Origin of the sequence: Micromonospora cremea (genome assembly GCF_900143515.1) — a bacterium.
Classification (GTDB): Bacteria; Actinomycetota; Actinomycetes; order Mycobacteriales; family Micromonosporaceae; genus Micromonospora; species Micromonospora cremea.
On sequence record NZ_FSQT01000002.1, the window covers coordinates 2511665 to 2538224 of the forward strand.

A 26560-nucleotide genomic window follows, 5' to 3' on the forward strand; every position below is an offset into this window, starting at 1 on the left:
GGCCTTCCTGGTTCGCGAACAGGTTCTGCCACCGCCCAAGCCTGAGACACCGGACACGGCTACTCGTGCAGCCGTGCGGCGTGTCACCCAACACCGTGAGCCAGGGGAGCAGTCGGCTGGAGAGCCTCAGCCAGCAACGCAGACCGCATGCTGCGGTAATCCTCGGGCCACTCGCGACACAAGCCAGGGTGAGAGTCGCCGAGGCAGTGGGGAGTTCGGGTGGGTCCACCGGAGAGACGCGACGAGGCCTGGTTCACCAGCCTCTATGCCGCCGAGTACGCGCACATCGTGAGGTACGGCCTGCGCCGACTCGGCGACGGGGACGCGTCGGCGGAGCTCGCCCAGGAGGTCTTCGTCGTCGCCTGGCGGCGTCGCGGTGAGGTGCCGGAACGCAGCCTGCCCTGGCTTTACGGGGTGGCCCGGCGCCTGCTGGCGAATCAGTGGAGGTCCCGGCGCGCCGCTCCGGACGTCCTGCCGATCACCGACGCCGACCTGAATCGGACGGTGCACCCTTCCGGCGCCGACGTGACCGTGGGGGTCACCGACGTCCGGGTGGCCCTGGCCACGCTCGGCGACCTCGATCAGGAGATCCTCCGGCTCATCGGCTGGGAGGAGCTGACGGTCTCCGAGGCGGCCCAGGTGCTCGGCTGTACCCGCGCGACCGCGGCCGTGCGCCTGCACCGTGCCCGCTGTCGCCTCACCGAAGCCATGTCAGACCAGCCCGCCCCGCCCCGGCGCGCGGTGTTGGCGACCACTCGAGAGGATCTGTGATGTTCGGAGCAGAGCGAACGCGTACCCTCCTCGGCCCGGTCGACCCGGCCCGGAACATCGCCGTCGCGCCACCGCTGGTCTCGGCGCGCGATCTGATCGACCGCGCCGGTGCCACCGAGTCGGCCGTCGGCCATCGACGCGTACGACCGACCCGCCGGCTGGTCCTGGCGGCCGGGACGCTGGCGGTCGCGGCCGGCGCCGTGGCGGTGCTCCAGCCGTTCGAGGAGGCGGACACCTCCGACGTGCCGGGTGCCGCAGCGGGATCGGTGCTCGTGCCGGTCGCGTACCAGTTCGACTCGGACCCGCCGGCGGCCGGCCCGCAGCTGCGCGCACTGGCCGGCGCACTCGTCGACACGGAGTACGACAACCGCAGCGGGCGCTACATGTACCACCACACGAAGCTGTGGGGCGACCCGGTGATGACCTCCGCCGACGGCCGACACCATGTCGCCTTCGCCAACGAGACGAAGGTCTGGCAGGCCGCCGACGGGACCGGTAACCAGGTCACCGTCCAACTGGAACCGCAGTACCCCGACCAGGAATCCCGGGACTACTGGCGGCGCAATCTCGGGAAGGGTCCCGCCGTCGCCGGCACGCCCGCACCCGCCACCGTCCCGCTGCCACCCAGGGCCCTCACGCCTCCGTCGGCTGACCGGTCGCAGCTGCGTGAACTGCTGAAGGCCGCGTACGGCGCGGGTGCGGTGAGCAAGGAGGTCAGCACGATCTACGGGCGGTACGTCGTACCGCGTCAGACCCGCGCGGAGATCCTGCGGGTCCTCGCCGACGTTCCCGGCTTCCGGTGGCGCGGGCAGGTGACGGACCGTGCCGGCCGGACGGGCGTCGCGGTCACCTTCGACGATCGCCCGCACGACGCGCAGTCTCTGCTGATCTTCGACGCGAGGACGGGTGAACTGCTCGCCCACGAGCGGCTGACGCTCGCGCCTGTCCGGATCAGCTCGTACAAAGTGATCATCGCTACCGACTGGACCGACCGCCTCGGCTGACCGAGGACAGCGGGGCCGCTCCCTCGGGAGCGGCCCCGCTGCGCATTCCACCGAAGGCGGAAGCATCGGCCGGACTGGCCGCGCACGTAGCAGATCAACTGTCTCGCCGGGGGTTGTCCACAGCCCGCGACGTTATCCACAGGCAGCGCGGCCGGGGCGGTTTGCGGGGCGGATCCCGAGCAGGGTCGGCGGCACACCCGAGCCCGACCGCTGGAGGCCGCGATGCCACCCCGTACCTCCGTTCCGCCGATCCGCCGATCCGCCGGCTACCGCTGGTCGTCACGGGGGACGGCGACCTGCTCGACGACCTGCTCCGGCTCGCCGCCGCCGGCGGCACCGAGGTGGAGCTCGCCGCCGACCCGGCCGCCGCCCGCACCCGTTGGCTACCCGCACCGCTGGTGCTGCTCGGCGCCGACCAGGCGCAGCCGTGCCTGCGGGCCCGGCTGCCGCAGCGTCCCCGGCTGGTGCTGGTCGGCCGGACCGGCCAGCTCGACCCCGGCTGGCAGATCGCCGAGCTGATCGGCGCCGAGCACGTCGCCACGCTGCCCGCCGCGGAGCCGTGGCTGGTGGACCGGTTCGCCGTGCAGGGCTCGGACCGGCCGGACGGCTCCGGAGCCCGGATCGTCGCGTTGCTCGGTGGCCGGGGTGGCGCCGGGGCGAGCGTGCTCGCCGGCGGGCTCGCCGTCACCGCCGCCCGGTCGCGGCTGCGCACCCTGCTCGTCGACGCCGATCCGCTCGGCGGTGGCCTCGACCTCGTGCTCGGCTGGGAGCAGCTGGACGGGCTGCGCTGGCCGTCGCTCACCAGTGCGGACGGGCGGGTCGACGCCCCGGCGCCGGTCCGGGCCCTGCCCAGCCGGGGCGACCTGGTGGTGCTCTCCTGGGATCGCGGCGACCTGCTGGCCCTGCCCGCGGCGGCGATGGCCGCCACCGTCGACGCCGCCCGGCGCGGTCGGGACTTCGTGGTCGTCGACCTCCCTCGGCAACTGGACGACGCCGCCGTGATCGCGTTGCAGGCGGCCGATCAGGCGTTCGTCGTCGTCCCGGCCGAACTGCGTGCCACGGCGGCCGCCGCGCGAGTGGTGGCTGCCGCCGCCCCGCACTGCGCCGCGCTCTCGGTGGTGGTGCGCGGCCCCGCGCCGGGCCATCTGCGAGCGACCGAGGTGGCGCGGGCACTCGGTCTTCCCCTCGCCGGCACACTGCGCCCCGAGCCGGGGCTCTGCCGCGGCCTGGAACGCGGCGAGGCGCCGGCCGCCGCAGGCAAGGGCCCGCTGGCCACGCTCTGCCAACGGATCGTCACCGACCTCACCGGCGTGCCCGCGACGGGTGCGGCATGACCGGCCGGCCGGAGGACCACACCCTCGCCGCCCGGGTGCGGCAACGGATCGCCGCCGCCACCACCCCGGTCACCCCGGCGACGATCGTCTCCGCAGTGCGGGCCGAGCCCACCACCGCGGTGCTCGGTGACACCGCAGTGCTGCGGATCGCCGACCGGGTCCACGACGACCTCGTCGGCGCCGGGCCGCTGGCACCACTGCTGGCCGACCCGGAGGTCACCGACGTGCTGGTCAACGGCACCCGGGTCTGGGTCGACCGCGGGGCGGGGTTGCACCAGGTCGCAGTGCCGGTGGGCTCGGTGGAGGATGTCCGCCGGTTGGCGCAGCGACTGATCGCCAGCGCCGGGCGGCGGCTCGACGACGGCTCCCCGTACGCGGACGCGCGGCTCCCGTTCGGCACCCGGCTGCACGCCGTTCTTCCCCCGGTGGCGACCGAGGGCCCCTACCTGTCCCTGCGGACCTTCCGGCACCGCCCGTTCACCCTCGACGAGTTGGTGCGCCAGGGGACCGTGCCGCGACCGGTGGCACCACTGCTCGCCGCCGTCGTCGCGGCCCGGCTGGCGTACCTGGTCACCGGCGGCACCGGGTCGGGCAAGACGACGCTGCTCAACTGGTCGACTACGTCCTGGCACACGAGCTGGCGCATTTGCGCGAGCCACACACGGGCCCGCCTTCTGGCATCTCCTCGTACGGGTGTTGCCGGACTATGACGAGCGCAAGCGGGAACTTGCACGACGAGGCGCCGGGCTCTGGTTCGGAGGCACGGTATGACCGCACCCGCAGTCTCGCTCTGATCGGACGAACGGGTGGTCGCCTTTCTGTACCGGCCGGTCCGGGAGCTGGTCAGCGACGAGCCGCACGAGTGCCACAACGGCCACGGCTACGCCGGACGCTCGGTGACCACCCCCATGCGCGACTGGTGGCCGTGCCGCTGCGGCGGGCACCTGGTCATCCGCTGCCGGATGTGCCCAGAGTGGAGGTGGAGCCGTCGGTCGGGACGGACTGCGACGTGGGTGACAACGCGCCGGCAGCGGCTGGTCAGCCTGGCGGACCAGCGCCCCCAGAGAGCACCCGGCCGGTGAAGTCGCCGCACTCCGTCCCCAACAGGGATGCTGTGATCCAGCGGTCGGCGACTCGCTGAGCGGCCTTAGTCCGGCTACTCGTACCAGCCCTCCCACCGGGGCCGACCTGACCCGCTACCGGGTGTCGGGCACCGGCCCGGAGGCTGACCCCGATCTCGACACGCCGCACTTCGCGCCATCGCACGCGAGTCCTCTTCTGCAGGCCGTCGACCTAGTGACGTTCGCGTCCAGCGACTTAAGCTTCCGAGCACGGACCCGGGCGTCGCAGGTGTGAATGAGCAGCTGTGGACGCTCCTCGAGCGGCGGCACTACCACTCGTGGCGTTCAGATCCGATGGCTACGCAGTCCTTGACCCCGGAATGCACGAAGGGCCCGCTCACGCGGGCCCTAAGGCGGGCGCGGGAGCCCCGTAGGACGTCCTGCGGCTTCCAAGCTAGCAGCAGTTGTGCGTCACCACACAACGAACCGCAGGTGGCGAGGATCGTCCGGTCCGGGCGGAATCCTCGGCCGGGTGCCGCGCCCCCACGTCTTCCATGCCGGCGATCAGCTCTCGGCCCTCACGCCGTGCCGTACGAGCGTTGGGCGGATCTCGCCAAACGCATGCACGACATCGAGCGCGCCGGCGACGACACCACTAAACCTTGTCGGCCGGGCCCAGTCCGGGCGGGTCCGAGAGCGCCCGACGTGCAGCGCCGCCGCCGCCCCGTCCTCGACCGAGGATGCGGAGGCCGCCGAGGCCCGGGCCGACGCCCTGGCCGCCTACAACAGCTATCGGGAGGCGCAGCTGGCCGCGATGGCGACCAGTGACGTCTCGGGCGGGGATTTGCGGCGGTACACGGCGGACCCGCTGCTGACGCAGATCCGGCTGATTCTGCAGCAGCACCAGCAGCAGGGACTGATCAACGCGGGCACGCCGTCCTGGTCGCCGCAGGCGACGCAGGTGAATGTCAGCTCTCGGCCCTTCACGGTGCAGATCGAGGACTGCTTCGACCACGGCAACTGGCGTGTGGTCCGCAAGAGCACCGGTGAGGCGGTTTCCGCGCCCGGCCAGAGCACCCGCTACCCGGTCGTGGCCAAGGCGGTCCTTTACGACGACGGCCGCTGGCTGATCCAGACCGCGCAAGCTCAGCGGGAACGGCGCTGCTGAACTCTCGCTGAGCTCGCCCGCTGGTGGAGAGCTGGGTTCTGGGCCACACTTCGCCCCGGCGAGGTCGGAGCAAGGCGGCGGATGAGGATAGCGTGTCCGCCACCCGAGTCGGCAAAGCCGAACTCTGCGGCTGCTGAGCCGGGCGACAGCGGCTCCTACGGTTCGTGCTCTTCCCGCTCTTCCCGGCGGGCGGCCTGCACACCGGCCTGAAACCGGGTACGGGCGCCGAGTGAGGCCATCAGCGCCGCGATGTGTCGCTGCGCGGTGCGGTAGCCGACGCCGAGCTGGCGCGCGATCGCCTCGTCGGTGAGCCCGGAGAGCAGGAGCGCGATGAGCCGTCGGTGCTCGACCGGAGGGCGGTGGTTCGGTGGCGCGGCCGGAGAGGGTTGCAGTGGCAGGGCGGACCGCCACAGCCCTTCGAAGAGGTGCCCCAGGGCGTCGAGGAGCGCGCAGGGCCGGAGCAGCACGGCGCTCCCACCCTCGTCGTCGGGCCGGCGGATGAGCAGGCCGTACCGGCCGTCGGCGAGGTAGAGCTTGAGTGGCAGGGTCGGCAGTACCCGGGCCTGCTGGCCGGCGGCAACGAGCTGTTCGAGCCCGTGCAGGGCGCCCGGCTGTTCGAGGGACGAGCGCTCGTAGATGGTGCGGGAGCGCACGCCTCGCCGGAGCAGCTCGACCCCACCGCTCGTCGTGCCGGCCCCGTCGAGGTACGGGGGCTTGTCCAGGCAGAGGATCTCCGTCTCGGCCGTACGCCGGAGGCGGTGGAGCCGTTCCAGCACCGCCTCGCGCCCGCTGACCACCTCCAGCACGGCGGTCGAGTCGGTGAGGCTGGGGTCCGTGCGGTGGACCGCGGCCAGGCGGTGGAGGTGCTCGCGGGCGGCCTGCAACCGCCGCTCGTACGCCCGGATCGGTGCGTCGAGGGCGACCTCGGGGTCGACGGCCGTGTAGGTGGTCGGGTCGTCGTCGCCCGCCACGACGAGCCCGGCGGCGGCGAGCGCGCCGAGCGCGTCACGCAGCGGCTCGGAACGGATCCAGGACCGGTCGAGGTCGACCGCCGTGGCACCCGGCTGCGCGACGACCAGTTCGTACGCCGCGGACTCGACCGCGGTCAGGCCGGCCGCGTCGAGGTCGCCCTCCGGATGCGTCGGCACTGTCAGACCACGCCTCCGGACGTGGTGATCCAGCCGCGGCGGATGGCCTGGTAGCCGGCCTGGAACCGGCTGGCCGCCCCCAACCGCCGCAGCATCGCGCTGATCCGGCGACGCACCGTGCGTTCGGTGCAGCCCTGCTGGGCGGCGATCGCCGCGTCGGTCAGCCCGGCCGCGAGCAGGGGTAGCAGTTCGCCCTCGACCGGCGACGGTGCGTCGCCGACCTCCACGAGCTGCGGGTGGCCGTCGCGTACCTGCAACGGGACGCCCTGCTCCCAGGTGATCTCGAACAGCGCGCCGAGCATCTCGATCAGGGTCGGGTCGCGGACGAGCATGGCGGACTCGACGTTCTCGGGGTGGACCGGGAGCAGCGCCAGCGGGTGGTCACTGAGCACCAGCTTGATCGGCACGGTGGAGACGCGGATCTCCTCGCCGACGGAGAGCCCCTGTGCGAAGTCGGCGAGCCGGCCGGGATCGTCGAGCCCCCGCCGGTCGTAGATCACCCGATAGTGGATGCCCTGGCGCAGCAGCTCCAACTCCACCGGCTCGTTCAGGGGCGGGACGTCCACGTAGGGCGGAGCGTCGAAGACCCGTACCTCATGACGGGCGCTGAGCTGGACGTCGATGAACGCTTGCTTGATCGCCTGCTTTCCGTGCAGGATCTCGACGAGGCCTCCCGCGTCGTGCGGGTGCTGACCGGCGTGGAAGACCGCCGCCAGCCGGGCGCGCCGGGCCCGGGCGCGGGACAGGGCGCGTTTACCGGCGAGGGTCAGTACATCGGAGACCTCGTCCGGTGCCACCGCCTGGAATCGCGCCGGGGCCCCGGGCAGTCGCAGCGCCAGCCCCAACTCCTCGAGCCGGGCGAGCAGCGGACGGGCCTGCCCTCGCCACGGCTGGTCGGCGGCCGACCGGTCGAGCGTCTCAAGGGGAACCGCCGGGCGTTCGAGCAACCACTCGTAGAGCGCCTGCTCGGCCGCCGTGACCCCCAAGATCCGCAGCACCCGTTCATCGTGCGGCAACCTCGGGTTGATGTCCATCCGGTTCCCGCCGGTGGCGTGAACCGGACGTCACAACTGCCTTCTGCCGAATCGGCAGTGGTGGCATCGTCGGCAGGCGCGCTCGCCAGGAAACCTGTGCCGGTGCCGGATGCGCTCGCGACCATGGCCGATCGGCTCAGCCGGCGGGCGCGGTCGTGAGTCGACTCACCGGAGGAGAGTGCGGAGCGTGTCATCCAAAGCAGTACCCCTGAATATGACAGGGCGGCAGGTGTTGCCGCCCGAACCGGTGCCCTCGTGCGCCAGCCGGGTCATCGCCGGACTCCGGCCGGGAGGTGCCTGATGAGCGCCGGCCGGGCTGCCCGGCGGGCCCGGTGGTCGCAGGTTCTCAGCTTGGTCGCGGCGCTGGGCCTGGTGGCCGGCGTGGTGTCCGTGACCGGCGGGCCCGGCGAGCCCGCTGCCGCAGCGCCGGAGAAGATCCAGCCGGAGTTGCGGGCGAGCATGAAGACCCTTCCGGCGCAGCCGTTCTGGGTACGCCTGGACGACCGCGCCGACCTGTCCGCGGCGTCGGCCATCAAGGACTGGGACGAGCGTGGCGCGGCGGTCGTCGAGGCGCTGCGGAAGACGGCTGAGAAGAGTCAGGCGGACGTCGTCCGCCGGCTGAAGGCGGAGGGCGTGGAGTACCACACCTTCTACGCCTCCAACACCGTGTACGTCGCCCGCGGCACCCTCGACCTGGCCGAGACCCTCGCCAAGGAGACCGAGGTCAGCGCCATTCAGGTGCACCGCATGTACGAGCTGCCGGAGCCGCTGAAGGCGCAGCAGGTCGCCGACGTCGACGAGGTGGAGTGGGGCGTCCACGCGATCGGCGCCGACCGGGTGTGGGCGGACGGCACGCGCGGCGAGGGCATCGTCGTGGGCAGCATCGACAGCGGCGTGCAGTACGACCACCCGGCCCTGGCGAAGTCGTACCGGGGCAACATGGGCGAGGCCGGCTTCTCGCACGACTACAACTGGTACGACCCGTCCCAGGTGTGCGGCTCGCCGTCGCTCGCACCGTGTGACAACAACCAGCACGGCACGCACACGATGGGCACGATGGTCGGCGACGGCGGTCCCGGCAACCACATCGGTGTCGCGCCCGGCGCCCGCTGGATCGCCGCGAAGGGCTGCGAGGAGCGGGGCTGCTCGGACTTCGCGCTGCTCGCCTCCGCGGAGTGGATGCTCGCGCCGACGAACCTGGCCGGCCAGGACCCGCGGCCGGACCTGCGCCCGCACATCGTGAACAACTCGTGGGGCAGCGACAACGGCTCCGCCAGCGACCCGTGGTTCGCCGACGTCGTCGAGGACTGGCGGGCCGCCGGCATCTTCCCGATGTTCTCCAACGGCAACGCGGGCGAGGGCGGCTGCGACACCTCGGGCACCCCGGGGGACTACGCGTCCACCTACAGCGCCGGCGCCTTCGACGTGAACGGCAAGATCGGGTACTTCTCCAGCCGGGGTCCGGGCGCGGGCGGCATCACCAAGCCGAACATCGCCGCCCCCGGGGTGGACGTCCGCTCCAGCGTTCCGGGCGGCGGCTACGGCGTACTGAGTGGCACGTCCATGGCCAGCCCACACGTGGCCGGCGCGATCGCCCTGCTGTGGTCGGCCGCGCCCGGACTCATCGGGGACATCGCCGGCACCACGGCCGTGCTCGACCAGGTCGCCGTCGACGTCAACGACACCAGTTGCGGCGGTACGCCGACCAACAACAACGTCTGGGGCCAGGGCAAGCTGGACGCCTACGCCGCGATCGCGGAGGCCCCGCGCGGCGAGACCGGCCGGTTGACCGGCAAGGTCACCGACGCGAAGACCGGCGAGCCGCTCAGCGGTGCCGAGGTCAAGATCAGCGGCCCGATCCACCGTACGGTCACCACCGGCGCGGACGGCAGCTACGCCGCCACGCTGTCGGCCGGCGAGTACGACGTGACGGCCTCCACCTACGGGTACGGCGACGGCAGCGCGTCCGCGACGGTCACCGCCAACGCCACCGCCACCCGGGACGTCGCGCTCCAGCGGACCGCCGAGGCCAAGGTCAGCGGTACGGTCACCGACGACTCCGGACACGGCTGGCCCCTGTACGCGCGGATCAGCGCGCCCGGTCTGCCGGTCGGGCCGTGGTTCACGGACCCGGAGACCGGTCGGTACGAGCTGAGCCTGCCCGCCGACTCGACGTACCACCTGACCGTGAACCCGGTCTATCCCGGTTACCAGACCAGCGCGGTGGACGTCCCGGTCGGCGAGGGGGACGTGGTCCGCGACGTCCGAACGCAGATCGTCGAGGCGTCTTGCCTGGCCCCTGGCTACGCGTACCCCTTGCGGACGGACTTCGAAGGGTGGACGGACCCGGGCAAGCGGGCGGGCTGGACGGTCGAGGACAACCTCGGCGGCGGGCACGCCTGGCAGTTCGACACGCCTGGTGGTCTGGACAACGTCACCGGGGGCACCGGTGGCTTCGCCAGCGCCAACTCCTGGCACAACGACCTCGCCGAGGAGGACACCAACCTCGTCTCGCCGGTGATCGACCTGTCGGACCAGAGCGCGCCGCAACTCGCGTTCAAGACGCTCTACCTGGGTGAGGGCGGAACCGCGCGGGCGGGCATCGACCTGAGCCTGGATGGCGGCTCGACCTGGACCACCGTCTGGCAGAAGAGCACCGAGAACGCCAGCGGGCCGGTGAACGTCCCGCTGCCGCAGGCCGCCGGTCAGGCGCGGACCCGGCTGCGTTTCCACTACGCCGGCAGCGGTATCGCGCTGTGGCAGGTGGACGACGTCAGCGTCGGCGCCTGCGTTCCGACCCCCGGCGGCCTGGTCACCGGCGTGGTGCGCGACGACAGCACCGGTGACCCCGTCGACGGCGCGAAGGTGATCGACAAGGCGAGTGGGAGCGAGCTCGCGGTCAGCGCCGCGACGCCGCTCGACCCGAACCTGACGGACGGCTTCTACTGGCTGTTCACCTCGCAGGCGAAGCCGACGTTCACGGTCAGCTACCCCCGGTACGCCACCGGGGAGGCGCGCACCGCCGTGTCGCCGGACGGCGTCACCAGGAAGGACTGGCGGCTGGGCGCCGGGCAGCTGAAGGTCAGCGGAAAGAGCCTCGACCTCACCACGCGGCTCGGGAAGTCGGCCACCCGCACCCTCACCTTCACCAACGACGGCGCCCGTCCGTTGCACGTCAAGCTGGGCGAGCAGGTCGTCACTCCGACCGGCCCGGCGGCTCAACGGGTCGCCGAGGAGACCGGTGCGCCGCTGCGGCGCGTGAAGGCGGATCCGCCGAGGACGGGGCCGCTGCCGAAGGCGCCGGCGGGCCAACCGGTCCAGCCGGTGGAGCCGACCGTCCAGGGGGAGGTAACCCCGGACGTCGGGCCGTGGACCAGGATCGCCAACTACCCGACCCGGATCCTGTACAACACCGCGGGCTACCACGCGGGCAAGCTCTACTCCGTGGGTGGCACCACCACCGGCTTCCTGGAGGGAATGACCCGCAAGGGGTACGTCTACGACCCGGTGACGCTCGAATGGAGTTCGATCGCCGACACCCCGGAGGCGGTCGCGAGCGCCGCAGGCATCTTCCTCGACGACAAGATGTACGTGGTCGGCGGCACGAGCACGCAGGGCACGCTGCTCAAGACCGTGTACGTCTACGATCCCGTCCACGACTCCTGGGGACGGGCGGCGGACCTGCCGCAGGGCCTCAGCGCCCCCGCGATCGCGGCGCTCGACGGGCGTCTCTACGTCGTCGGCGGCTGTGTCGGGTCGTGTCCGGCGCAGGCCGCGACGGTCTACCGGTACGACCCGAGTGGGAACTCGTGGACCCGCCTCGCCGACTACCCCGCCGGGGTGGATGCCCCCGGCTGCGCCGGGGTCGCCGAACGGGTCGTCTGCGCCGGTGGGTACGACGGTGACTTCGCGGTCGCGTCCACCTTCCTGTTCGACCCGGCCACCGGTGCCTGGACCCGGGGCGCGGACGCGCCGTACGGCGTCTTCGCCATGGGAGCCAGTGGCGCCTACGACAAGCTGCAGCTCTTCAGCGGCATGCAGAACGGCTCCATGCTGACCAACGAAGCGGTCGAGTTCGACCCGGTCTCGGACAGCTGGGGCCGGCTGCCCAACGTGAACTACCCGAGCACCGACGCCGCCACGGCGTGTGGTGCGTACCGGGTCGGTGGTTCGGTGACCCTGTGGGCTCCGTCGGTCAGCGCCGAGATGCTGCCGGGTTACGACTACTGCGGCGGTACGGCGGACGTGCCGTGGCTGTCGGTGGACAAGCCGGAGTTCGACGTGGCGCCGGGCCGGTCGGTCGAGGTGACCGTCCGGGTCGACGGCGACGCGGTCACCCAGCCGGGTGATCTGGCCGCGCGGCTGGTCGTGCTCAGCGACACCCCGTACCCGGGGAGCAACGTGGCGGTGACCGGTCACTTCGAGGCGCCGCCGAACTGGACGACGCTGAGCGGGACGGTGACCGACGCCGCCACCGGTGGCGCGGTCGCGGGCGCGACCGTGACCGTCTGCGGCGACTACCAGGCCGACGGGCACGGTCAACAGGGCTGCGGGCCGGTCAGCTACACCGTGGTGACCGACGCCCACGGCCGCTACCAGCTGCGGCTGGGGAAGAACCAGAAGGTCCAGGTCACCGCGGCCGCGCCCGGATTCCAGCCGGCGTCGACGGTGACCACGATCCGGGGGGCGAAGAACACCGTGAACATCGCCCTGCGTACCGGCTGAGGCCGGCACCACTCCTAGGGCCAGTCCCGCCGGAACCGGTCAGCCGGTCCCCGGCGGGGCTGGCCCGCCCCGTGAGCGGGCACGATCGTGGGCCGAGGCCTGCCGGCCCGAGCCCCGGGAGCGCCGGACAACCACCGAGCGGAGGGCCGACCTTGCCCTGGGCGTGGCCGAGTGGCACCTTGAGTCCGAGCCCGGCCGGGCCGTTCTCACGATGCGTGACCGCTCGGCTTCGGGCAGCATGAACCCGACGTCACGGGCGGAGGTTCGACGCATGGCGGAACGGATCCAGCTCCCGACCGGGTGGGTGACCTTCGTGTTCACCGACATCGAGGGCTCGACCCGGCTCGCCCAACTGCTCGGCCCGGACTACCGACCGGTGCTGCGCGAGCACCGCCGGTTGCTGCTCCGGACACTGGCCGGCACCGGCGGCGCGGAGCTGTTGACCGAGGGCGACTCGTTCTTCCTCGCGTTCGCGGACGCGACCGCCGCGTTGACCGCCTGCCTCACCGCCCAGCGGGCCCTGACCAGCCACGACTGGCCCACCCCCGAGGCCGCGCCGAGGGTGCGGATGGGCCTGCACACCGGCTACGCCGAACCACGCGACGGCGAGTACGCCAGCCCCGAGGTGCACCGTGCGGCCCGGATCGCCGCCGCCGCGCACGGCGGCCAGGTGCTCTGCTCGGCGTCCACCGCCCGCCGGGCCGACCCGCTGCCCGCCGGCGCCTCCCTGCTCGACCTCGGCCTGCACCGGCTGCGCGGATTCGACGACCGGGAGCGCCTCTTCCAGCAGCCGCCTGACTAGGCTCGGGTGCACCGGAACGACGGTGCTCAGTCCCGGCATACTGGCCCGGTGATCGACAACGGATCGCCGGGCCGACCGGACCTCTCCTCCGCGCTGCGGTTCCTCAGCGAGCTGATCGCCTGGGTGGCCACGCCGTGGGCGCTCGCCCCGCACTCGGTGCCGCTGGCGGTCGCCTCGGTGGTCGTCCTCGTGGGGCTGCCGACCGTTTTCGCCACCCCCGGCGACAAGAACCACGTCCTGGTCCCCGTGCCCGGGGCGGTCACCATCGCGCTGGTGGGGTTGCAACTGGTCGCTGCGGCGGTCTCGGCCTGGTTCGCGTGGCCGTGGCCGGCCGCCCTGGTCGTGACCGCCGTGGCGCTGTCCACCGTGGTCACCGAGCTGCCGCGCTGGCGTCGGCTCGCCCCGCTCGGCCCCGAGGGCCGGCCCTCGCACCGACCTGCCTAACCCGCCCGCGGCCGGCGACTACCTCGCCGGCCGGGCCGAGCGGGAGCTGTGCCAGCGGGCCCACCGACGGGCGGCGACCCGACCGCGCGTCGGCGGACCGGGCCGGGCGGCGTCAGGCCACCCGGCGGATGCTGCCCGCCGGCGGGGCCGGCACGGCGTCCGGGTGCAGGATCCCCGCGATCGCCTCGACCCCGTCGACCAGCCGGGGTCCGGCCCGCACGATCAGCCCGTCCGCGTCGACGGCCCAGACCTCCGCGTCCGGGAAGTGCGGGACCACCGCCGCGGCCTGCTCGGCCGCTCCGTCGAGGTGGAAGCCGCACGGGGTGACCAGCACGACCTCCGGCGCCCGTACGCGCGTTGGGCGGCCGCCTCCCGCGGATCACCGTGGTCGCCACCGCCGTCGCGGCCGTGGAACCCGGAGCCACGGGAGTGAGCCGATGAATCGATGCCCAGGCATGCCGGAGCACCAGACCAGGACCGACCGGGCGCACCTCCGCCATGAGCGACCGCACACCGAGCGACCGGAGACTGAGCGACCGCACACCGAGCGGCCGGAGACTGACTGGCCGAACGGGAGGAGGCCGGACGCCGCGCGACCGCACACCGAGCGACGGCGCACCGAGCGGCCGGATACTGAATGGCCGCACGGGGAGAGGCCGGACGCCGAGCGGACGGACCCCGAGCGAGGTGGGGCAACTGTGCTCCTGCTGGCGGTGGGTCTGGTCTTCGTGCTGGTGGGTACGTTCGGCGCCGCCGTCGCCGAGGCCGGAATGGCGGCGCAGCGGGCGGCGGTGGCGGCCGACCTGGGCGCGCTGGCCGGGGCGGCCAGGGCGCTCCACGGCGATGCGGCGGCGTGCGCGTCCGCCGCGGAGATCGCCGGGCGCAACGGTGGCCGGCTGGTCGACTGTCGTATCGACGGGCTGGATGTGCTGGTGACCGTCGAGGTGGCGATCACGCCACTACCCGGCCTGACCCGGGTCGCGGCGTCGACGGCCCGCGCCGGTCCGGTGCGCGGCTGAATGGCGGTCGACCCCGCACCCGTCGACCACGACAGGACCACGACCTCGACCAGGACCCGGCTGCCTTCGGCCCGCAGCTCAGGCCCCGCACCGGATCGCGCACCGGCAGGTGCGGTCGCACAAACCCGACAGACCTGGCCGAGGGCGCGCGGCTGCTCGCCGCCGCCACACTGTGCAGCTGAATCGGTGACGACATCAGACGCGATGCGTCTGCGACATCAACTCCACAGGGACCGCAGAACAGCCGCCGGCCGACAGCCTGCTGGCCGGGACATGGGCGGTTGGCCCGTGTCCCGGCCAGCGGGCGAAGAAGTCGGTGGCTCGGTGAGCCGGGGTGCGTCAGCGGGCCTGGAGCGCGTCGAGAGCGACGGCCATCGCGATGACCAGGCGCCGGTCGATCTGCGGGTTCTGCACCTCGACGATGTACTTGTCGCGCAGGCCCCACTTCTTCACGACCGAGAAGACGGGCTGGCCGCCGGCGGTGAAGTCGAAGTGGTACGGCAGCCAGGACAGCGAGTCGACGAACCGGCGCAGCAGCGCCACCGGCATGCTGCGCTCCTGGCCCGTCACCTGCGGCAGTCCGGCCTGCTCGACGTGCCAGGTGGAACGGAGCAGCGACTGGGCGAAGTCCTTGCGGAACAGGCCGATCGGGTTGCCGGCCGGGTCGGTCACGTCGTACGTGGCACCCAGGTCGATGCGCTGGCGGGCCTTGAAGCCGAGCAGAGGCTGCTGCTTGGAGTCGTCGGTGTAGATCGTCACCTGCTCCTTGAAGGCGAGCCGCTTCTGCTGTGCGAAGGCCAGCAGTTCGCCCTCGGTGCCGTCCGGCGAGGCCGCCCGGACCTCGTACTGGTTGACCATCATCCGCAGCCGCTGGCGGATGTGGAAATGCTGCAGGGTCTGCAAGTTGTCGAGCTGCATCTGATCTCCTCTGGGGGATTGTGCGCCGGAGTCTCGCACAGCATGACGACCGCCGCCGGCCCGCGTCCGGGCGCTCCCACCCGTGGCCGTGTCCACCGCGCCCGGCCGTTCCCACGGAGGTCAGCGGCCGTCGACGGTGACGCGCAGCGCCCATCCGTTGAGGACCTGGTGGATGCTTTGCAGCCGCTCGTTGATCTGCTCCAGCCGCTCCGCCTAGGCCAGGGCGGCCAGCGCGGATCCGAGCGCGATCTGCTGGGCGAGGGTGAGTTTGTCCTGGTCGATGGTGTAGAGCAGGTCGACGGTCTCGGCGATGGTGTCGGCCACGGCTCCTCCTTGGGCACGGGACGGGCTGAAAAGGCAGGCATCGACGGAAGCGCTCCCATCGTTGTGCCCCGTTCCGCGCGGAATCATGCAAGGTGGCTCAGGCGGGCAGGTTCGCCAGCACCACGTCGAGCACCCGGATCGCGTCCGGCTTGGAGAGCGGGTTGTTGCCGTTGCCGCACTTCGGGGACTGCACGCAGGACGGGCAACCCGTCTCGCAGCCGCACTCCGCGATCGCGCCCCGGGTGGCCCGCAGCCACGCCGACGCCGTCCCGTACGCCCGCTCGGCGAAGCCCGCGCCGCCCGGGTGCCCGTCGTAGACGAAGACGGTCGGCGCCTCGGTGTCCGGGTGCACGGCGGTGGAGAGCCCACCGATGTCCCACCGGTCGCAGGTGGCCATCAGCGGCAGCAGGCCGATCGCGGCGTGTTCGGCGGCGTGCAGCGCACCCGGCACGTCCGGGCCCTGCACACCGGCCGCGGTCAGCGACTGCGGCGACAGCGTGAACCAGACGGCCACCGTGCGCAGCTCCCGGGTGGGCAGGTCGAGCGGCCGCGTGTCGATCACTTCGCCGGTGGCGATCCGGCGTCGCTGGTACGACACCACCTGACTGGTCACGTCCACCTCGCCGAGGAACATGCCGACCGGCCCCGCGTCCACGTAGGAGCGCACGGACACCACGGACAGGTCGGTGACGTCCCTGGCGTGGGTGGACCAGTCCGGCTCCTCCGCGTGCACCAGCGCGCAGCCGTCGGCGAGGTCGAGCTCGTCCACCACGTACGAGACGCCCTGATGCAGGTAGACCGCGCCGGGGTGGAGAAGGAAGTGCGAGGAGCCGCCGTCGACCGTGCCCAGCAGCCGGCCGGTGGCCGACTCCACCACGCAGACCGGGGCGCCGCCCTCACCGCGCAGATCCACCTCGGGGCGCTCCCGGTGCCGCCAGTACCAGCCGGTGGGCCGCTGCCGCAGCGCCCCGGCCGCCACCAGCTCGTCGATCGCCTCCTTCGCCCCGTCACCGAAGAGCGCCAGGTCGGCCGGGGTGAGCGGGGCCTCGACCGCGGCGCAGGCGAGCTGCGGGGCCAGCACGTACGGGTTGGCCGGGTCGAGGACCGTCGCCTCGACCGGCGCCCCGAAGATCGCCTCCGGGTGGTGGATCAGATAGGTGTCCAGCGGATCGTCCCGGGCCACCAGCACCGCCAGCGCCTCTTGCCCGGAGCGCCCGGCGCGGCCCGCCTGCTGCCAGAGTGAGGCGCGGGTGCCCGGGTATCCGCAGATCAGCACCGCGTCCAGGCCGATCAGGTCCACGCCCAGCTCGAGCGCGTTGGTGGAGGCCAGGCCGAGCAGGTCGCCGTGCAGCAGGGCCCGCTCCAGCTCCCGCCGCTCCTCGCGCAGGTAGCCGCCCCGGTAGGCGGCCACCCGCTTGCCGAGCCCCGGCACCGCCTCGTCCAACGCCCGGCGCGCGCTGGCCGCCACCACCTCGGCGCCCTTGCGCGACCGGACGAACGCGAGCGTGCGTACCCCCTCGGCGACCGTGTCGGCGAGCAGGTCCGCGGTCTCCCGCAGCGCCGACCGGCGGACCTGGATGAGATCCGGCACGTCGTCGTGCCCGCCCGCCGCCTGGGCGGGCGCCAGGGAGGAGGCCGCCGACGAGTCCGGTGGCAGCAGCGGTGGCTCCCAGAGTGCGAAGGTCACCCCGCCGCGCGGCGAGGCGTCCTCGGTGACCGCCGTCACCGGCAGGCCGGTCAGCCGCCCGGCCGCGGTCGCCGGGTCGCCGGAGGTCGCCGAGGCGAGCACGAACACCGGGGTGGCCCCGAACCGGGCGCACTGGCGGCGCAGCCGGCGCAGCACGTGCGCCACGTGCGAGCCGAAAACGCCCCGGTACGTGTGGCACTCGTCGATCACCACGTACGCCAGCCGGCGAAGGAAGCCCGACCACTGGGCGTGCCCGGGCAGGATGCCGTGGTGCAGCATGTCGGGGTTGGTCAGCACGAACCGGGAGTGCCGGCGGATCCACTCCCGCTCGGCGCGCGGAGTGTCCCCGTCGTAGCAGGCCGGGCGTACCCCCTCCAGCTCCAACCCGGCCACGGCCCGCAACTGGTCGGCGGCGAGCGCCTTGGTCGGTGCCAGGTACAGCACGGTGGCCCGGGGGTCGGCGAGCAGCGTGGCCAGCGACGGGAGCTGGTACGCCAGGGACTTGCCGGACGCGGTGCCGGTGGCGACCACCACGTGGCCGCCGTCGTACGCCAGGGTGGCCGCCTCGGCCTGGTGTCGCCAGGGCGCGACCACGCCGCGGCGGGCGAACGCCTCGCGTAGCTCCGCGGGCGTCCACGACGGCCACGGTGCGGGCACCCCGGCGCGGGCCGGCACCCGTTCGACGTGGGTGACCGGATCACCGGCGCTCCGGGCGCGCAGCCGGCGCAGCAGGTCGACCGGCGATGGTTCGGGGCCGGGATCTGCGGATACGGTGGCTGCGGACGACACGCCCTGCACTCTCGCACTGGTGTTCGGAGATGAAAAGTCGGGGCGGGGGGTAAGGGGGAGCTTCCGTTGGCGACCGCAGGGTGGCCAAGCGGTAATGGTTAGATGCCCAGGAGAGTTTACGGCTCTGGCGAGGAGGACCGATGGAGCTGTCGCTGGCGACCCGCACCGTGGGCGAGCACACGGTGCTCGAGGTCGGCGGTGAGGTGGACGTCTACACCGCGCCCCGGCTCCGCGAACGGCTCCTCGAACTGATCGACGGCGGCGCCCGGCACGTGGTGGTCGACCTCGGGCGGGTGGACTTCCTCGACTCCACCGGGCTGGGCGTGCTGGTCGGCGCGCTCAAGCGGCTCCGCACGGCCGGCGGCTCGTTCGCCCTGGTCTGCGACAAGGAGCCGTTGCTCAAGATCTTCCGGATCACCGCGCTGGACCAGGTCTTCCCGCTGCACCCCACGGTCGACGCGGCGGTCGGCGCGGAACCGACCGGTGCCAGCGCGTGATGGCGACAGTCAAGCTCTCCTTCTCCCCGGCGCCGGTGCACGTGCGTACCGCCCGGCTGGTCGGCGTCGCCGTCGCCCGGCGTGCGGGGGTCCGCGAGGATCTGCTGGACGAGGTGCGCCTGGCCATCGGCGAGGCGTGCACCCGGGCGGTGGCCCTGCACCGCCAGTACGGCCTGGCCGACCCGGTGCTGGTGGAGATGTCCGACGCCGGGTCGTACGCGGTGCGGGTGGTGGACCGGGCGCCGATCGAGGCCGGCATCGGGCTGGCCGCGCTGCCACCGGACGAGCTGGCCAACGAGTCGCTCACCGATGAGGCGCTGACCACCGGAGTCGGTTTCGCCCTGCTCGCCGGCTTCGTCGAGGACCTTCAGGTGCGTCCGGTCGAGGAGGGCGTCGGCACCGAGGTGCGGATGGTGTGGCCGCTCGGCCGCTGACCCGTTCTTTTCTGTTTCACAGGCCGCATCCCGCTGGGGTGCGGCCTGCTTGTCATGGACCGGGCCCTATATCAGATTTCGTTTCATAACACAGCGACGAAGATCATCGAGACACGGTGCCACCTCGGTGTGACCTCCGACACTGTGGAGGGCTACAGTACCCGGGTTGTCAGCAAGTGATCCATCCCGCAGCCAGCGGGTATGGGTATTCATCGCTGGTCCGCTGGGGTGGGTTGGCGCACGCTTGCGAGTCCGCATTCAGGCGCCGGTCGGTGCGTCTCCACTCACCGGCGCGAGTGTTCGGTAACAGGAGGACACAGATGTCCGAGACCTTGGCCGCCGACGGCGGCGGGCTTTCCCTTACCGGAAGCAATGTCACGTACGTCGTCATCGCGGCGGTAATCGCGCTGGTGGCGCTCGTATTCGCCGCCGCCCTGACAAAGGCGGTGCTGGCAGCCGGTAAGGGCACCACCAACATGCAGGAGATCTCGGGGGCGGTCCAGGAGGGCGCCTCGGCCTACCTGCTCCGCCAGTTCCGCACCCTGGCGATCTTCGTTGTGATCGCCGTGGTGCTGCTCTTCCTGCTGCCGGTGCACGACACCGACGGCAGCGAGACCGCCGTGAAGTTCGGCCGCTCGCTCTTCTTCGTGGTGGGCGCCCTGTTCAGCGCGTCCATCGGTGGTGCCGGCATGTGGCTGGCCACCCGCGCCAACCTGCGCGTTGCCGCCGCAGCCCGGGAGCGACAGGGTGGCCGCGAGGCGGCCATGAAGATCGCCTTCCGCACCGGCGGCGTGGTGGGCTTCCTCACCGTGGGCCTCGGCCTGTTCGGCGCCGCGCTGGTCGTCCTGGTCTACCGGGGCGACGCACCGACCGTGCTGGAGGGCTTCGGGTTCGGCGCCGCGCTGCTCGCGATGTTCATGCGGGTCGGCGGCGGCATCTTCACCAAGGCCGCCGACGTCGGCGCCGACCTGGTCGGCAAGGTCGAGCAGGGCATTCCGGAGGACGACCCGCGCAACGCGGCCACCATCGCCGACAACGTGGGCGACAACGTCGGTGACTGTGCCGGCATGGCCGCCGACCTGTTCGAGTCGTACGCGGTCACGCTGGTCGCCGCGCTGATCCTGGGTCGCGCCGCGTTCGGCGAGGACGGCCTGGTCTTCCCGCTGATCATCTCCACCATCGGCGTGCTGGTCGCGATCTTCGGCGTCTTCATCACCCGGCTGCGCGCGTCCGACCGCAACGCCCTGACCGCGATCAACCGGGCCTTCTACATCTCGGCGGTCCTCTCCGCGGTGCTGGTGGCGATCGCCGCCTACGCCTACCTGCCGGCGACCTTCGCCGAGTTGGAGGGTGGTCTCACCGACGTCGACCGCAACCCGCGGCTCGTGGCCATCGGCGCGGTGGTGATCGGCATCGTGCTGGCCGCCGCGATCCAGGCACTGACCGGCTACTTCACCGAGACCAACCGACGCCCGGTGCAGGACATCGGCAAGAGCTCGCAGACCGGTGCGGCCACCGTCATCCTGGCCGGCATCAGCATCGGCCTGGAGTCCGCCGTCTACTCGGCGCTGCTGATCGGCGCCGGTGTCTTCGGCGCGTTCCTGCTCGGCGGCAGCTCCATCACCCTGTCGCTGTTCGCGGTGGCGCTGGCCGGCACCGGCCTGCTCACCACGGTCGGCGTGATCGTCGCGATGGACACCTTCGGGCCGATCTCCGACAACGCCCAGGGCATCGCCGAGATGTCCGGTGACATCGACGAGCACGGCGCCCGGACGCTCACCGAGCTGGACGCGGTCGGCAACACCACCAAGGCGATCACCAAGGGCATCGCGATCGCCACCGCGGTGCTCGCCGCGACCGCGCTGTTCGGCTCGTACACCGACTCGCTGCGTACCGCGTACGCGGACGCTGGTGTGGGCGACGTCGGGACGGAGATCCTCAACTCGCTGAACGTGGCCAACCCGCGCAACCTGGTCGGCCTGATCATCGGTGCGGCGGTGGTGTTCCTCTTCTCCGGGCTGGCCATCAACGCGGTGTCCCGCTCGGCGGGCGCCGTCGTGATGGAGGTCCGCCGGCAGTTCCGTGAGCTGCCCGGCATCATGGACCGCACGCAGCGCCCGGAGTACGGCAAGGTCGTGGACATCTGCACCCGGGACGCGCAGCGCGAGCTGATGACCCCGGGCCTGCTCGCCATCCTGGCGCCGATCGCGGTCGGCTTCGGCCTCGGGCCCGGCGCTCTGGCGGCGTACCTGGCCGGTGCGATCGGGGCCGGCACGCTCATGGCGGTCTTCCTGGCCAATTCCGGTGGCGCCTGGGACAACGCCAAGAAGCTGGTGGAGGACGGCGCGTACGGGGGCAAGGGCTCCGAGGCGCACTCGGCGACGGTCATCGGCGACACCGTCGGTGACCCGTTCAAGGACACCGCCGGCCCGGCCATCAACCCGCTGCTCAAGGTGATGAACCTGGTCTCGCTGCTAATCGCGCCGGCCGTGGTGGCGTTCAGCATCGGCGACGACCGGAACACCCCCGTGCGGGTCGCCATTGCGGTGGTGGCCACGCTGATCATCGTGGCGTCGGTGGTGTTCAGCAAGCGCAAGGGCATCGCGATGGACGACTCCGACACCGGTGCGGGCAGCACGGACCACCGGCCGGAGACGGTCAACGCCTGACCATCCTCGGCACCGGGTCCCCGGTCGGCGTGCCACGCCGACCGGGGACCGTCGATTCCTCCTCGGGCCGTCTGACCGGTGCCACGCCTGGCCGGAGGTCGTACGCTGCAACGCATGCGTACGTGCCAGGCGTCTGCCGCCGGAAAGCTCACGGTGGTCCTGGCCACGTTCGTCGTCGTGCTCTCCGGCTGCGGTGGCGGCCCCAGCCCGCGGGCCTGGGCGGCCACGGTGTGCGGCGCGCTCACCCCGTGGCGTTCCGAGATCAGCAAGTTGACCAGCAGCACGGATGAGCAGATGACCGCGCAGACCACGCCGGCGCAGGCCAAGGAGAACCTGGTGCGGCTCTTCGGTGGGGCGGAGCAGGCCAGCGAGACCGCGCGCCGCAAGGTGGAGAAGGCCGGCGTCCCGGAGACGGACAACGGCGAGGCCATCTCCGCCGGTTTCCGCAGCTCGCTGGGGAAGATGCGGGACGCCTACGGCCGGGCCCGGGACACCATCGACGGGTTGGGCACCGGCGAGCCGAGCGTCTTCTACGACGGCGTGCGGGCCGCGGTGGACACGCTCAACAAGGAGTACGACGCCAGCGCGCTGGACACCAGCCGGCTCAACTCCGAGGAGCTGAAACAAGCCTTCGACGAGGTGCCGGAGTGTCGCTGAGCGGGCTCGGCGACACCGGAGCGGCGCAGCCGCCCCCGGCGCTGTTCCCCGTACCCGAGGCCGACGCGCCAACATCCGAGCCTCAGCGACTGCGGAGCGGGCCGAACCGGCCCGGGTCGAGCGGGCCGCCCTCCGGGCCGGCGCAGACCGACGGCGCGGGGCGCCAACTGGTCTTCTTCGGCGCGGAGGCGGCCGAGCCGACGGTCGCCGACCTGGCCGGGCTGCTCGCCGGGCCGGGCGAGGTGGTGCGGATGGGCGGCACCGCCCGCCTCTCGGTGCAGGTGGATGCCGCCTGGCGGGTGCACGTGCTGGTCGCGGAGCTGGCGCTGCGGGGGTTGGCGGCGAGCTGGGAGCCGACCGGGGACGCGCGACACGCCGTGCGTACCTCGTACACCCGGGTCCTGAAGCCGCTCGCGGTCGCCTGGCTGCACGGCCCGGCGAAACGCCCACCGGCCACCTTTCATCTGACCGGCCGGCGGCTGCGGCTGTGGCTCGCCGCCGCCGGGACGCCGGAGCCGCCCGGCGGCTTCCTGCTGCGGCTCGGCGAGGGCGACCAGGAGTGCTGGGAACGGGTCGGCACGGCGCTCGCCGCCGCCGGGCTCGCCGGCACGCTGCTCGGCCCGGACGAGGGCGGCCCGGGGTACCGGATCACGGGGCGGCGCCGGCTGGGCCGGCTCGCCGAGCTGGTCGGCGGGCCGCCGCGCGCCGCACCGGCCGACGCCTGGCCGACCCGACCCTGACCAGGGGACGAACCGGGGCGTTCCGCTCAAGGCGGAGGTCGAGTCCGGGTGCCCACCGGCTGTCCGGTCACGGACAGCCGGCGGGTCGATCCGGGCGGAAAACGGGCGGGTCGGACCTCGGCCGAGGGTCCGCCATCGTCACAGTGACCCGCTTCGAGCCCTACCCACGGTGTACGGTGGCGCCGTCCGGCAGTGCCGAGCGCGGCGGGGCGGGAGTGGACCGCCGCGCCGGAGCGGATTGCCGCCCGCGAAACCCGAAACGCGGACGGCGCGTTACGTTGGACATCCGGACCGCCGGTGCGACGGCGGGGCCGAGGGCGGTCGCTGACCGGGCGCCGGCAGGCCACGAGCAGGAGTGAGGTCGGGGAGAGACGTGCCGAGTAACGCTGGAACCACCCGTCTGGTCATCGTCGAGTCTCCGGCGAAGGCCAAGACGATCTCGGGCTACCTGGGCCCGGGGTACGTCGTGGAGGCCAGCTTCGGTCACGTCCGCGACCTGCCACGCAACGCCGCCGACGTGCCGGCCAAGTACAAGGGCGAGGCGTGGGCCCGGCTCGGGGTCGACGTGGACAACGGCTTCCACGCGCTCTACGTCGTCTCCGCCGACCGCAAGCAGCAGATCAGCAAGCTGGTGAAGCTGGCCAAGGAGGTCGACGAGATCTTCCTGGCGACGGATGAGGACCGCGAGGGCGAGGCGATCGCCTGGCACCTGGTGGAGACGCTCAAGCCCAAGGTGCCGGTCAAACGGATGGTCTTCCACGAGATCACCAAGCCGGCGATCCAGGCGGCGGTGGCGAACCCCCGCGAGATCGACCGCGACCTGGTCGACGCGCAGGAGGCCCGGCGGATCCTCGACCGGCTCTACGGCTACGAGGTCTCCCCGGTGCTGTGGAAGAAGGTCATGCCGAAGCTCTCGGCCGGCCGGGTGCAGTCCGTGGCGACCCGGATCGTGGTCGAGCGGGAGCGGCAGCGGATGGCCTTCCGCACCGCCGAGTACTGGGACATCCTGGCCACTCTCGCCGTGGCGAACGCCGGCGAGGGGCCGCGCGCGTTCAATGCCACCCTCATCGCGCTGAACGGCGACCGGATCGCCACCGGCAAGGACTTCGAGCCGACAACCGGCCGGGTGAAGCCCGGGGCTGGCGTCGTGCACCTGGACGAGGGCGGTGCCCGTGGGCTGGCGGCCCGGCTCGAGGGACGGCCGTTCACCGTCACCCGGGTCGAGGAGAAGCCCTACCGCCGCCGCCCGTACGCGCCGTTCATCACCTCGACGCTCCAGCAGGAGGCGGCCCGCAAGCTGCGCCTGTCGTCGCAGCAGACGATGCGCACCGCGCAGCGCCTGTACGAGAACGGCTACATCACCTATATGCGTACCGACTCGGTGAACCTGTCGGAGACCGCCATCTCGGCGGCCCGCCGGCAGATCGTCGAGCTGTACGGCGAGCGCAGCGTGCCACCGGAGCCGCGCCGCTACACCGGCAAGGTGAAGAACGCGCAGGAGGCGCACGAGGCGATCCGCCCGGCAGGGGACAACTTCCGCACCCCGGGCGAGGTGGCCAAGGAGCTGTCCGCCGAGGAGTTCAAGCTCTACGAGCTGATCTGGCGCCGCACCATCGCCTCGCAGATGACCGACGCGGTCGGCTCCAGCGTGTCGGTGCGCATCCGCGCGGTCTCCACCTCGCAGGAGGAAGCCGACTTCGGCGCCACCGGCAAGACCATCACCGACCCGGGCTTCCTGCGGGCGTACGTCGAGTCCAGCGACGACGAGAACGCCGAGGCCGAGGACGCCGAGCGCCGGCTGCCCACCCTGGTCAAGGACCAGCCGCTGACCGCCGACGAGCTGGCCGCGCAGGGCCACCACACCCAGCCGCCGTCGCGCTACACCGAGGCGTCGCTGGTCAAGGCACTGGAAGAGCTGGGCATCGGCCGCCCGTCCACCTACGCGTCGATCATGCAGACGATCCAGGACCGGGGGTACGTCACCAAGCGCGGCCAGGCGATGATCCCGACCTTCCTGGCCTTCGCGGTGATCGGCCTCATGGAGCGGCACTACCCCCGCCTGATCGACTACGACTTCACGGCCACCATGGAGAACGAGCTGGACGAGATCGCCGGCGGTGACCACGCCGCGGTCGACTTCCTCACCGCGTTCTACTTCGGCAGCGCCAACGGCGCCGGCGACCAGGGCATCGCCCGCTCCGGCGGGCTCAAGAAGCTGGTCACCGAGAACCTCAGCGACATCGACGCGCGGAGCGTCAACTCCATCCCGCTCTTCACCGACGACGACGGCCGGGAGATCGTGGTCCGGGTGGGCCGGTACGGGCCGTACCTCCAGCGGGAGCTGCCCGGCGGCGAGCCGGCGACGCCGCCGGCCGAGGGCGAGGAGGGTGGCGCCCAGGGCGACCGGGCCCCGATCCCCGAGGGGCTGGCCCCGGACGAGCTGACCCCGGAGAAGGTGCACGAGCTGTTCCTCGGTGGCAGCGGCGAGCGCAAGCTCGGCGACGACCCGGGCACCGGCGAGCCGATCGTGCTCAAGTCCGGCCGGTTCGGCCCGTACGTGTCCAGCGGCGAGCGGAAGTCCTCGCTGCTGCGCTCGCAGACGCCGGACTCGCTGACCCTCGAAGACGCGCTCAAGCTGCTCAGCCTGCCCCGGCTGGTCGGCGTCGCGCCCGACGGGGTCGAGGTGTTCGCCAACAACGGCCGCTACGGCCCGTACGTCAAGCGGGGCGAGGAGTTCCGGTCGCTGGAGTCTGAGGAGCAGATGTTCACGGTCGGCCTGGACGAGGCGCTGGCCCTGCTGGCCGCCCCGAAGGCCCGCGGACGGCGGGCCGCGGCGCCGCCGCTGCGGGAGATGGGCGTCGACCCGCTGACCGAGAAGCCGCTGGTGATCAAGGATGGCCGGTTCGGCCCGTACGTCACCGATGGGGAGTTCAACGCGTCGCTGCGGCGTGGGCAGACCCCGGAGGCGCTGAGCATCGAGGAAGCCTCGGAGATGCTGGCCGAGAAGCGGGCCAAGGGTCCGGCGCCGCGCAAGAAGGCGGCGGCGAAGAAGGCTCCGGCGAAGAAGGCCACGGCCACCAAGAAGACGGCCGCCGCCAGCAAGTCCACCGCCGCGAAGAAGGCCACCACCGCCAAGGCCACCACCGCGGCCAAGAAGACCCCGGCCAAGAAGGCGGCCCCGCGCAAGGCCGCCACCAGCACGGAGTAGCCCGGCTCTACGAGATCCGGAAAGGAAAACGGCCCCCTCCGGGGGCCGTTTTTCTTTGTACCCACAGCCCTTCGTCTCGCCGAGCCGCCCGAGCCGCCCGGCTCGTTCCGGGGCACAGCGGGGCATA

General features: G+C 72.5%; 19 protein-coding genes and 2 pseudogenes. 16 read left to right on the forward strand and 5 right to left on the reverse strand.

Annotation, left to right across the window (positions count from 1 at the left end; all coding sequences use genetic code 11):
• The first annotated feature begins 219 nt into the window (after positions 1 to 219).
• The 6 genes and pseudogenes from BUS84_RS25155 to BUS84_RS25175 all read left to right on the forward strand — a co-directional run bounded on the left by BUS84_RS25155 (position 220) and on the right by BUS84_RS25175 (position 5338).
• Positions 220 to 771, forward strand: coding sequence for an RNA polymerase sigma factor (locus tag BUS84_RS25155; protein ID WP_074316107.1), 552 nt, complete (start codon positions 220 to 222; stop codon positions 769 to 771).
• Entirely contained in the window at positions 771 to 1775 is a 1005-nt protein-coding gene (locus tag BUS84_RS25160) for a CU044_5270 family protein (RefSeq protein WP_074316109.1), read from the forward strand. The genes BUS84_RS25155 and BUS84_RS25160 overlap by 1 nt, the downstream gene beginning before the upstream one ends.
• Before the next feature lie 272 nt (positions 1776 to 2047).
• Positions 2048 to 3109: a septum site-determining protein Ssd gene (ssd, locus tag BUS84_RS25165; protein WP_425293507.1), complete on the forward strand. Its 1062-nt coding sequence runs from the start codon at positions 2048 to 2050 to the stop codon at positions 3107 to 3109.
• Positions 3106 to 3720, forward strand: a pseudogene (locus BUS84_RS25170) (ATPase, T2SS/T4P/T4SS family); the annotation flags it as partial. The gene ssd and the pseudogene BUS84_RS25170, both read left to right, overlap by 4 nt.
• A 592-nt stretch (positions 3721 to 4312) precedes the next feature.
• Complete coding sequence (locus BUS84_RS41340) at positions 4313 to 4465, forward strand: DUF3800 domain-containing protein (RefSeq protein WP_425293464.1); 153 nt, start codon at positions 4313 to 4315, stop codon at positions 4463 to 4465.
• A gap of 237 nt (positions 4466 to 4702) precedes the next feature.
• Positions 4703 to 5338, forward strand: coding sequence for a hypothetical protein (locus tag BUS84_RS25175; RefSeq protein WP_074316111.1), 636 nt, complete (start codon positions 4703 to 4705; stop codon positions 5336 to 5338).
• A 155-nt stretch (positions 5339 to 5493) separates the two neighbouring features.
• On the opposite strand, the gene BUS84_RS25180 is transcribed toward BUS84_RS25175, so the two are convergent.
• Both BUS84_RS25180 and BUS84_RS25185 read right to left on the reverse strand, forming a co-directional pair.
• Positions 5494 to 6486: a helix-turn-helix domain-containing protein gene (locus tag BUS84_RS25180; protein ID WP_084757582.1), complete on the reverse strand. Its 993-nt coding sequence runs from the start codon at positions 6484 to 6486 to the stop codon at positions 5494 to 5496.
• Between the two features lie 2 nt (positions 6487 to 6488).
• On the reverse strand, positions 6489 to 7484 hold the full coding sequence (locus tag BUS84_RS25185; protein WP_074319094.1) for a helix-turn-helix transcriptional regulator: 996 nt from the start codon (positions 7482 to 7484) through the stop codon (positions 6489 to 6491).
• A gap of 336 nt (positions 7485 to 7820) precedes the next feature.
• Between BUS84_RS25185 and BUS84_RS25190 the strand changes: the two genes are divergently transcribed.
• The 3 genes and pseudogenes from BUS84_RS25190 (at position 7821) to BUS84_RS25200 (ending at position 13491) form a co-directional block, all read left to right on the forward strand.
• A complete protein-coding gene (locus BUS84_RS25190) occupies positions 7821 to 12245 on the forward strand; it encodes a S8 family serine peptidase (RefSeq protein ID WP_074316115.1) in 4425 nt (1474 codons plus the stop codon).
• A 271-nt stretch (positions 12246 to 12516) separates the two neighbouring features.
• A pseudogene (locus tag BUS84_RS25195) lies at positions 12517 to 13032 on the forward strand (adenylate/guanylate cyclase domain-containing protein); the annotation flags it as partial.
• A 63-nt stretch (positions 13033 to 13095) separates the two neighbouring features.
• Entirely contained in the window at positions 13096 to 13491 is a 396-nt protein-coding gene (locus BUS84_RS25200) for a hypothetical protein (RefSeq protein WP_074316118.1), read from the forward strand.
• Positions 13492 to 13603: 112 nt separating this feature from the next.
• Here BUS84_RS25200 and BUS84_RS25205 read toward each other — a convergent pair whose 3' ends face one another.
• Positions 13604 to 13825: a substrate-binding domain-containing protein gene (locus BUS84_RS25205; protein WP_074316120.1), complete on the reverse strand. Its 222-nt coding sequence runs from the start codon at positions 13823 to 13825 to the stop codon at positions 13604 to 13606.
• 364 nt (positions 13826 to 14189) lie between these two features.
• Between BUS84_RS25205 and BUS84_RS25210 the strand changes: the two genes are divergently transcribed.
• On the forward strand, positions 14190 to 14510 hold the full coding sequence (locus BUS84_RS25210; RefSeq protein WP_074316122.1) for an Rv3654c family TadE-like protein: 321 nt from the start codon (positions 14190 to 14192) through the stop codon (positions 14508 to 14510).
• A gap of 339 nt (positions 14511 to 14849) precedes the next feature.
• On the opposite strand, the gene BUS84_RS25215 is transcribed toward BUS84_RS25210, so the two are convergent.
• Together BUS84_RS25215 and BUS84_RS25225 are read right to left on the reverse strand one after the other, a co-directional pair.
• A complete protein-coding gene (locus BUS84_RS25215; RefSeq protein ID WP_074316124.1) occupies positions 14850 to 15428 on the reverse strand; it encodes an LURP-one-related family protein in 579 nt (192 codons plus the stop codon).
• 421 nt (positions 15429 to 15849) lie between these two features.
• Positions 15850 to 18228 (reverse strand): DEAD/DEAH box helicase, encoded by a 2379-nt coding sequence (locus BUS84_RS25225; protein WP_084757842.1) that lies wholly within the window; start codon positions 18226 to 18228, stop codon positions 15850 to 15852.
• A 140-nt stretch (positions 18229 to 18368) separates the two neighbouring features.
• Here BUS84_RS25225 and BUS84_RS25230 point away from each other — a divergent pair, with 140 nt between their 5' ends.
• The 6 genes from BUS84_RS25230 (at position 18369) to topA (ending at position 26433) form a co-directional block, all read left to right on the forward strand.
• On the forward strand, positions 18369 to 18725 hold the full coding sequence (locus BUS84_RS25230) for an STAS domain-containing protein (RefSeq protein WP_074316127.1): 357 nt from the start codon (positions 18369 to 18371) through the stop codon (positions 18723 to 18725).
• Complete coding sequence (locus BUS84_RS25235; protein ID WP_074316129.1) at positions 18725 to 19159, forward strand: ATP-binding protein; 435 nt, start codon at positions 18725 to 18727, stop codon at positions 19157 to 19159. The genes BUS84_RS25230 and BUS84_RS25235 overlap by 1 nt, the downstream gene beginning before the upstream one ends.
• Before the next feature lie 320 nt (positions 19160 to 19479).
• On the forward strand, positions 19480 to 21828 hold the full coding sequence (locus BUS84_RS25240) for a sodium-translocating pyrophosphatase (protein ID WP_074316130.1): 2349 nt from the start codon (positions 19480 to 19482) through the stop codon (positions 21826 to 21828).
• Positions 21829 to 21942: 114 nt separating this feature from the next.
• A complete protein-coding gene (locus tag BUS84_RS25245; protein ID WP_074316132.1) occupies positions 21943 to 22485 on the forward strand; it encodes a hypothetical protein in 543 nt (180 codons plus the stop codon).
• A complete protein-coding gene (locus tag BUS84_RS25250; protein WP_074316134.1) occupies positions 22476 to 23225 on the forward strand; it encodes a hypothetical protein in 750 nt (249 codons plus the stop codon). Before BUS84_RS25245 ends, BUS84_RS25250 begins: the two co-directional genes overlap by 10 nt.
• 373 nt (positions 23226 to 23598) lie before the next feature.
• Positions 23599 to 26433, forward strand: coding sequence for a type I DNA topoisomerase (topA, locus tag BUS84_RS25255; RefSeq protein ID WP_074316135.1), 2835 nt, complete (start codon positions 23599 to 23601; stop codon positions 26431 to 26433).
• The last annotated feature ends 127 nt before the right edge of the window (positions 26434 to 26560 follow it).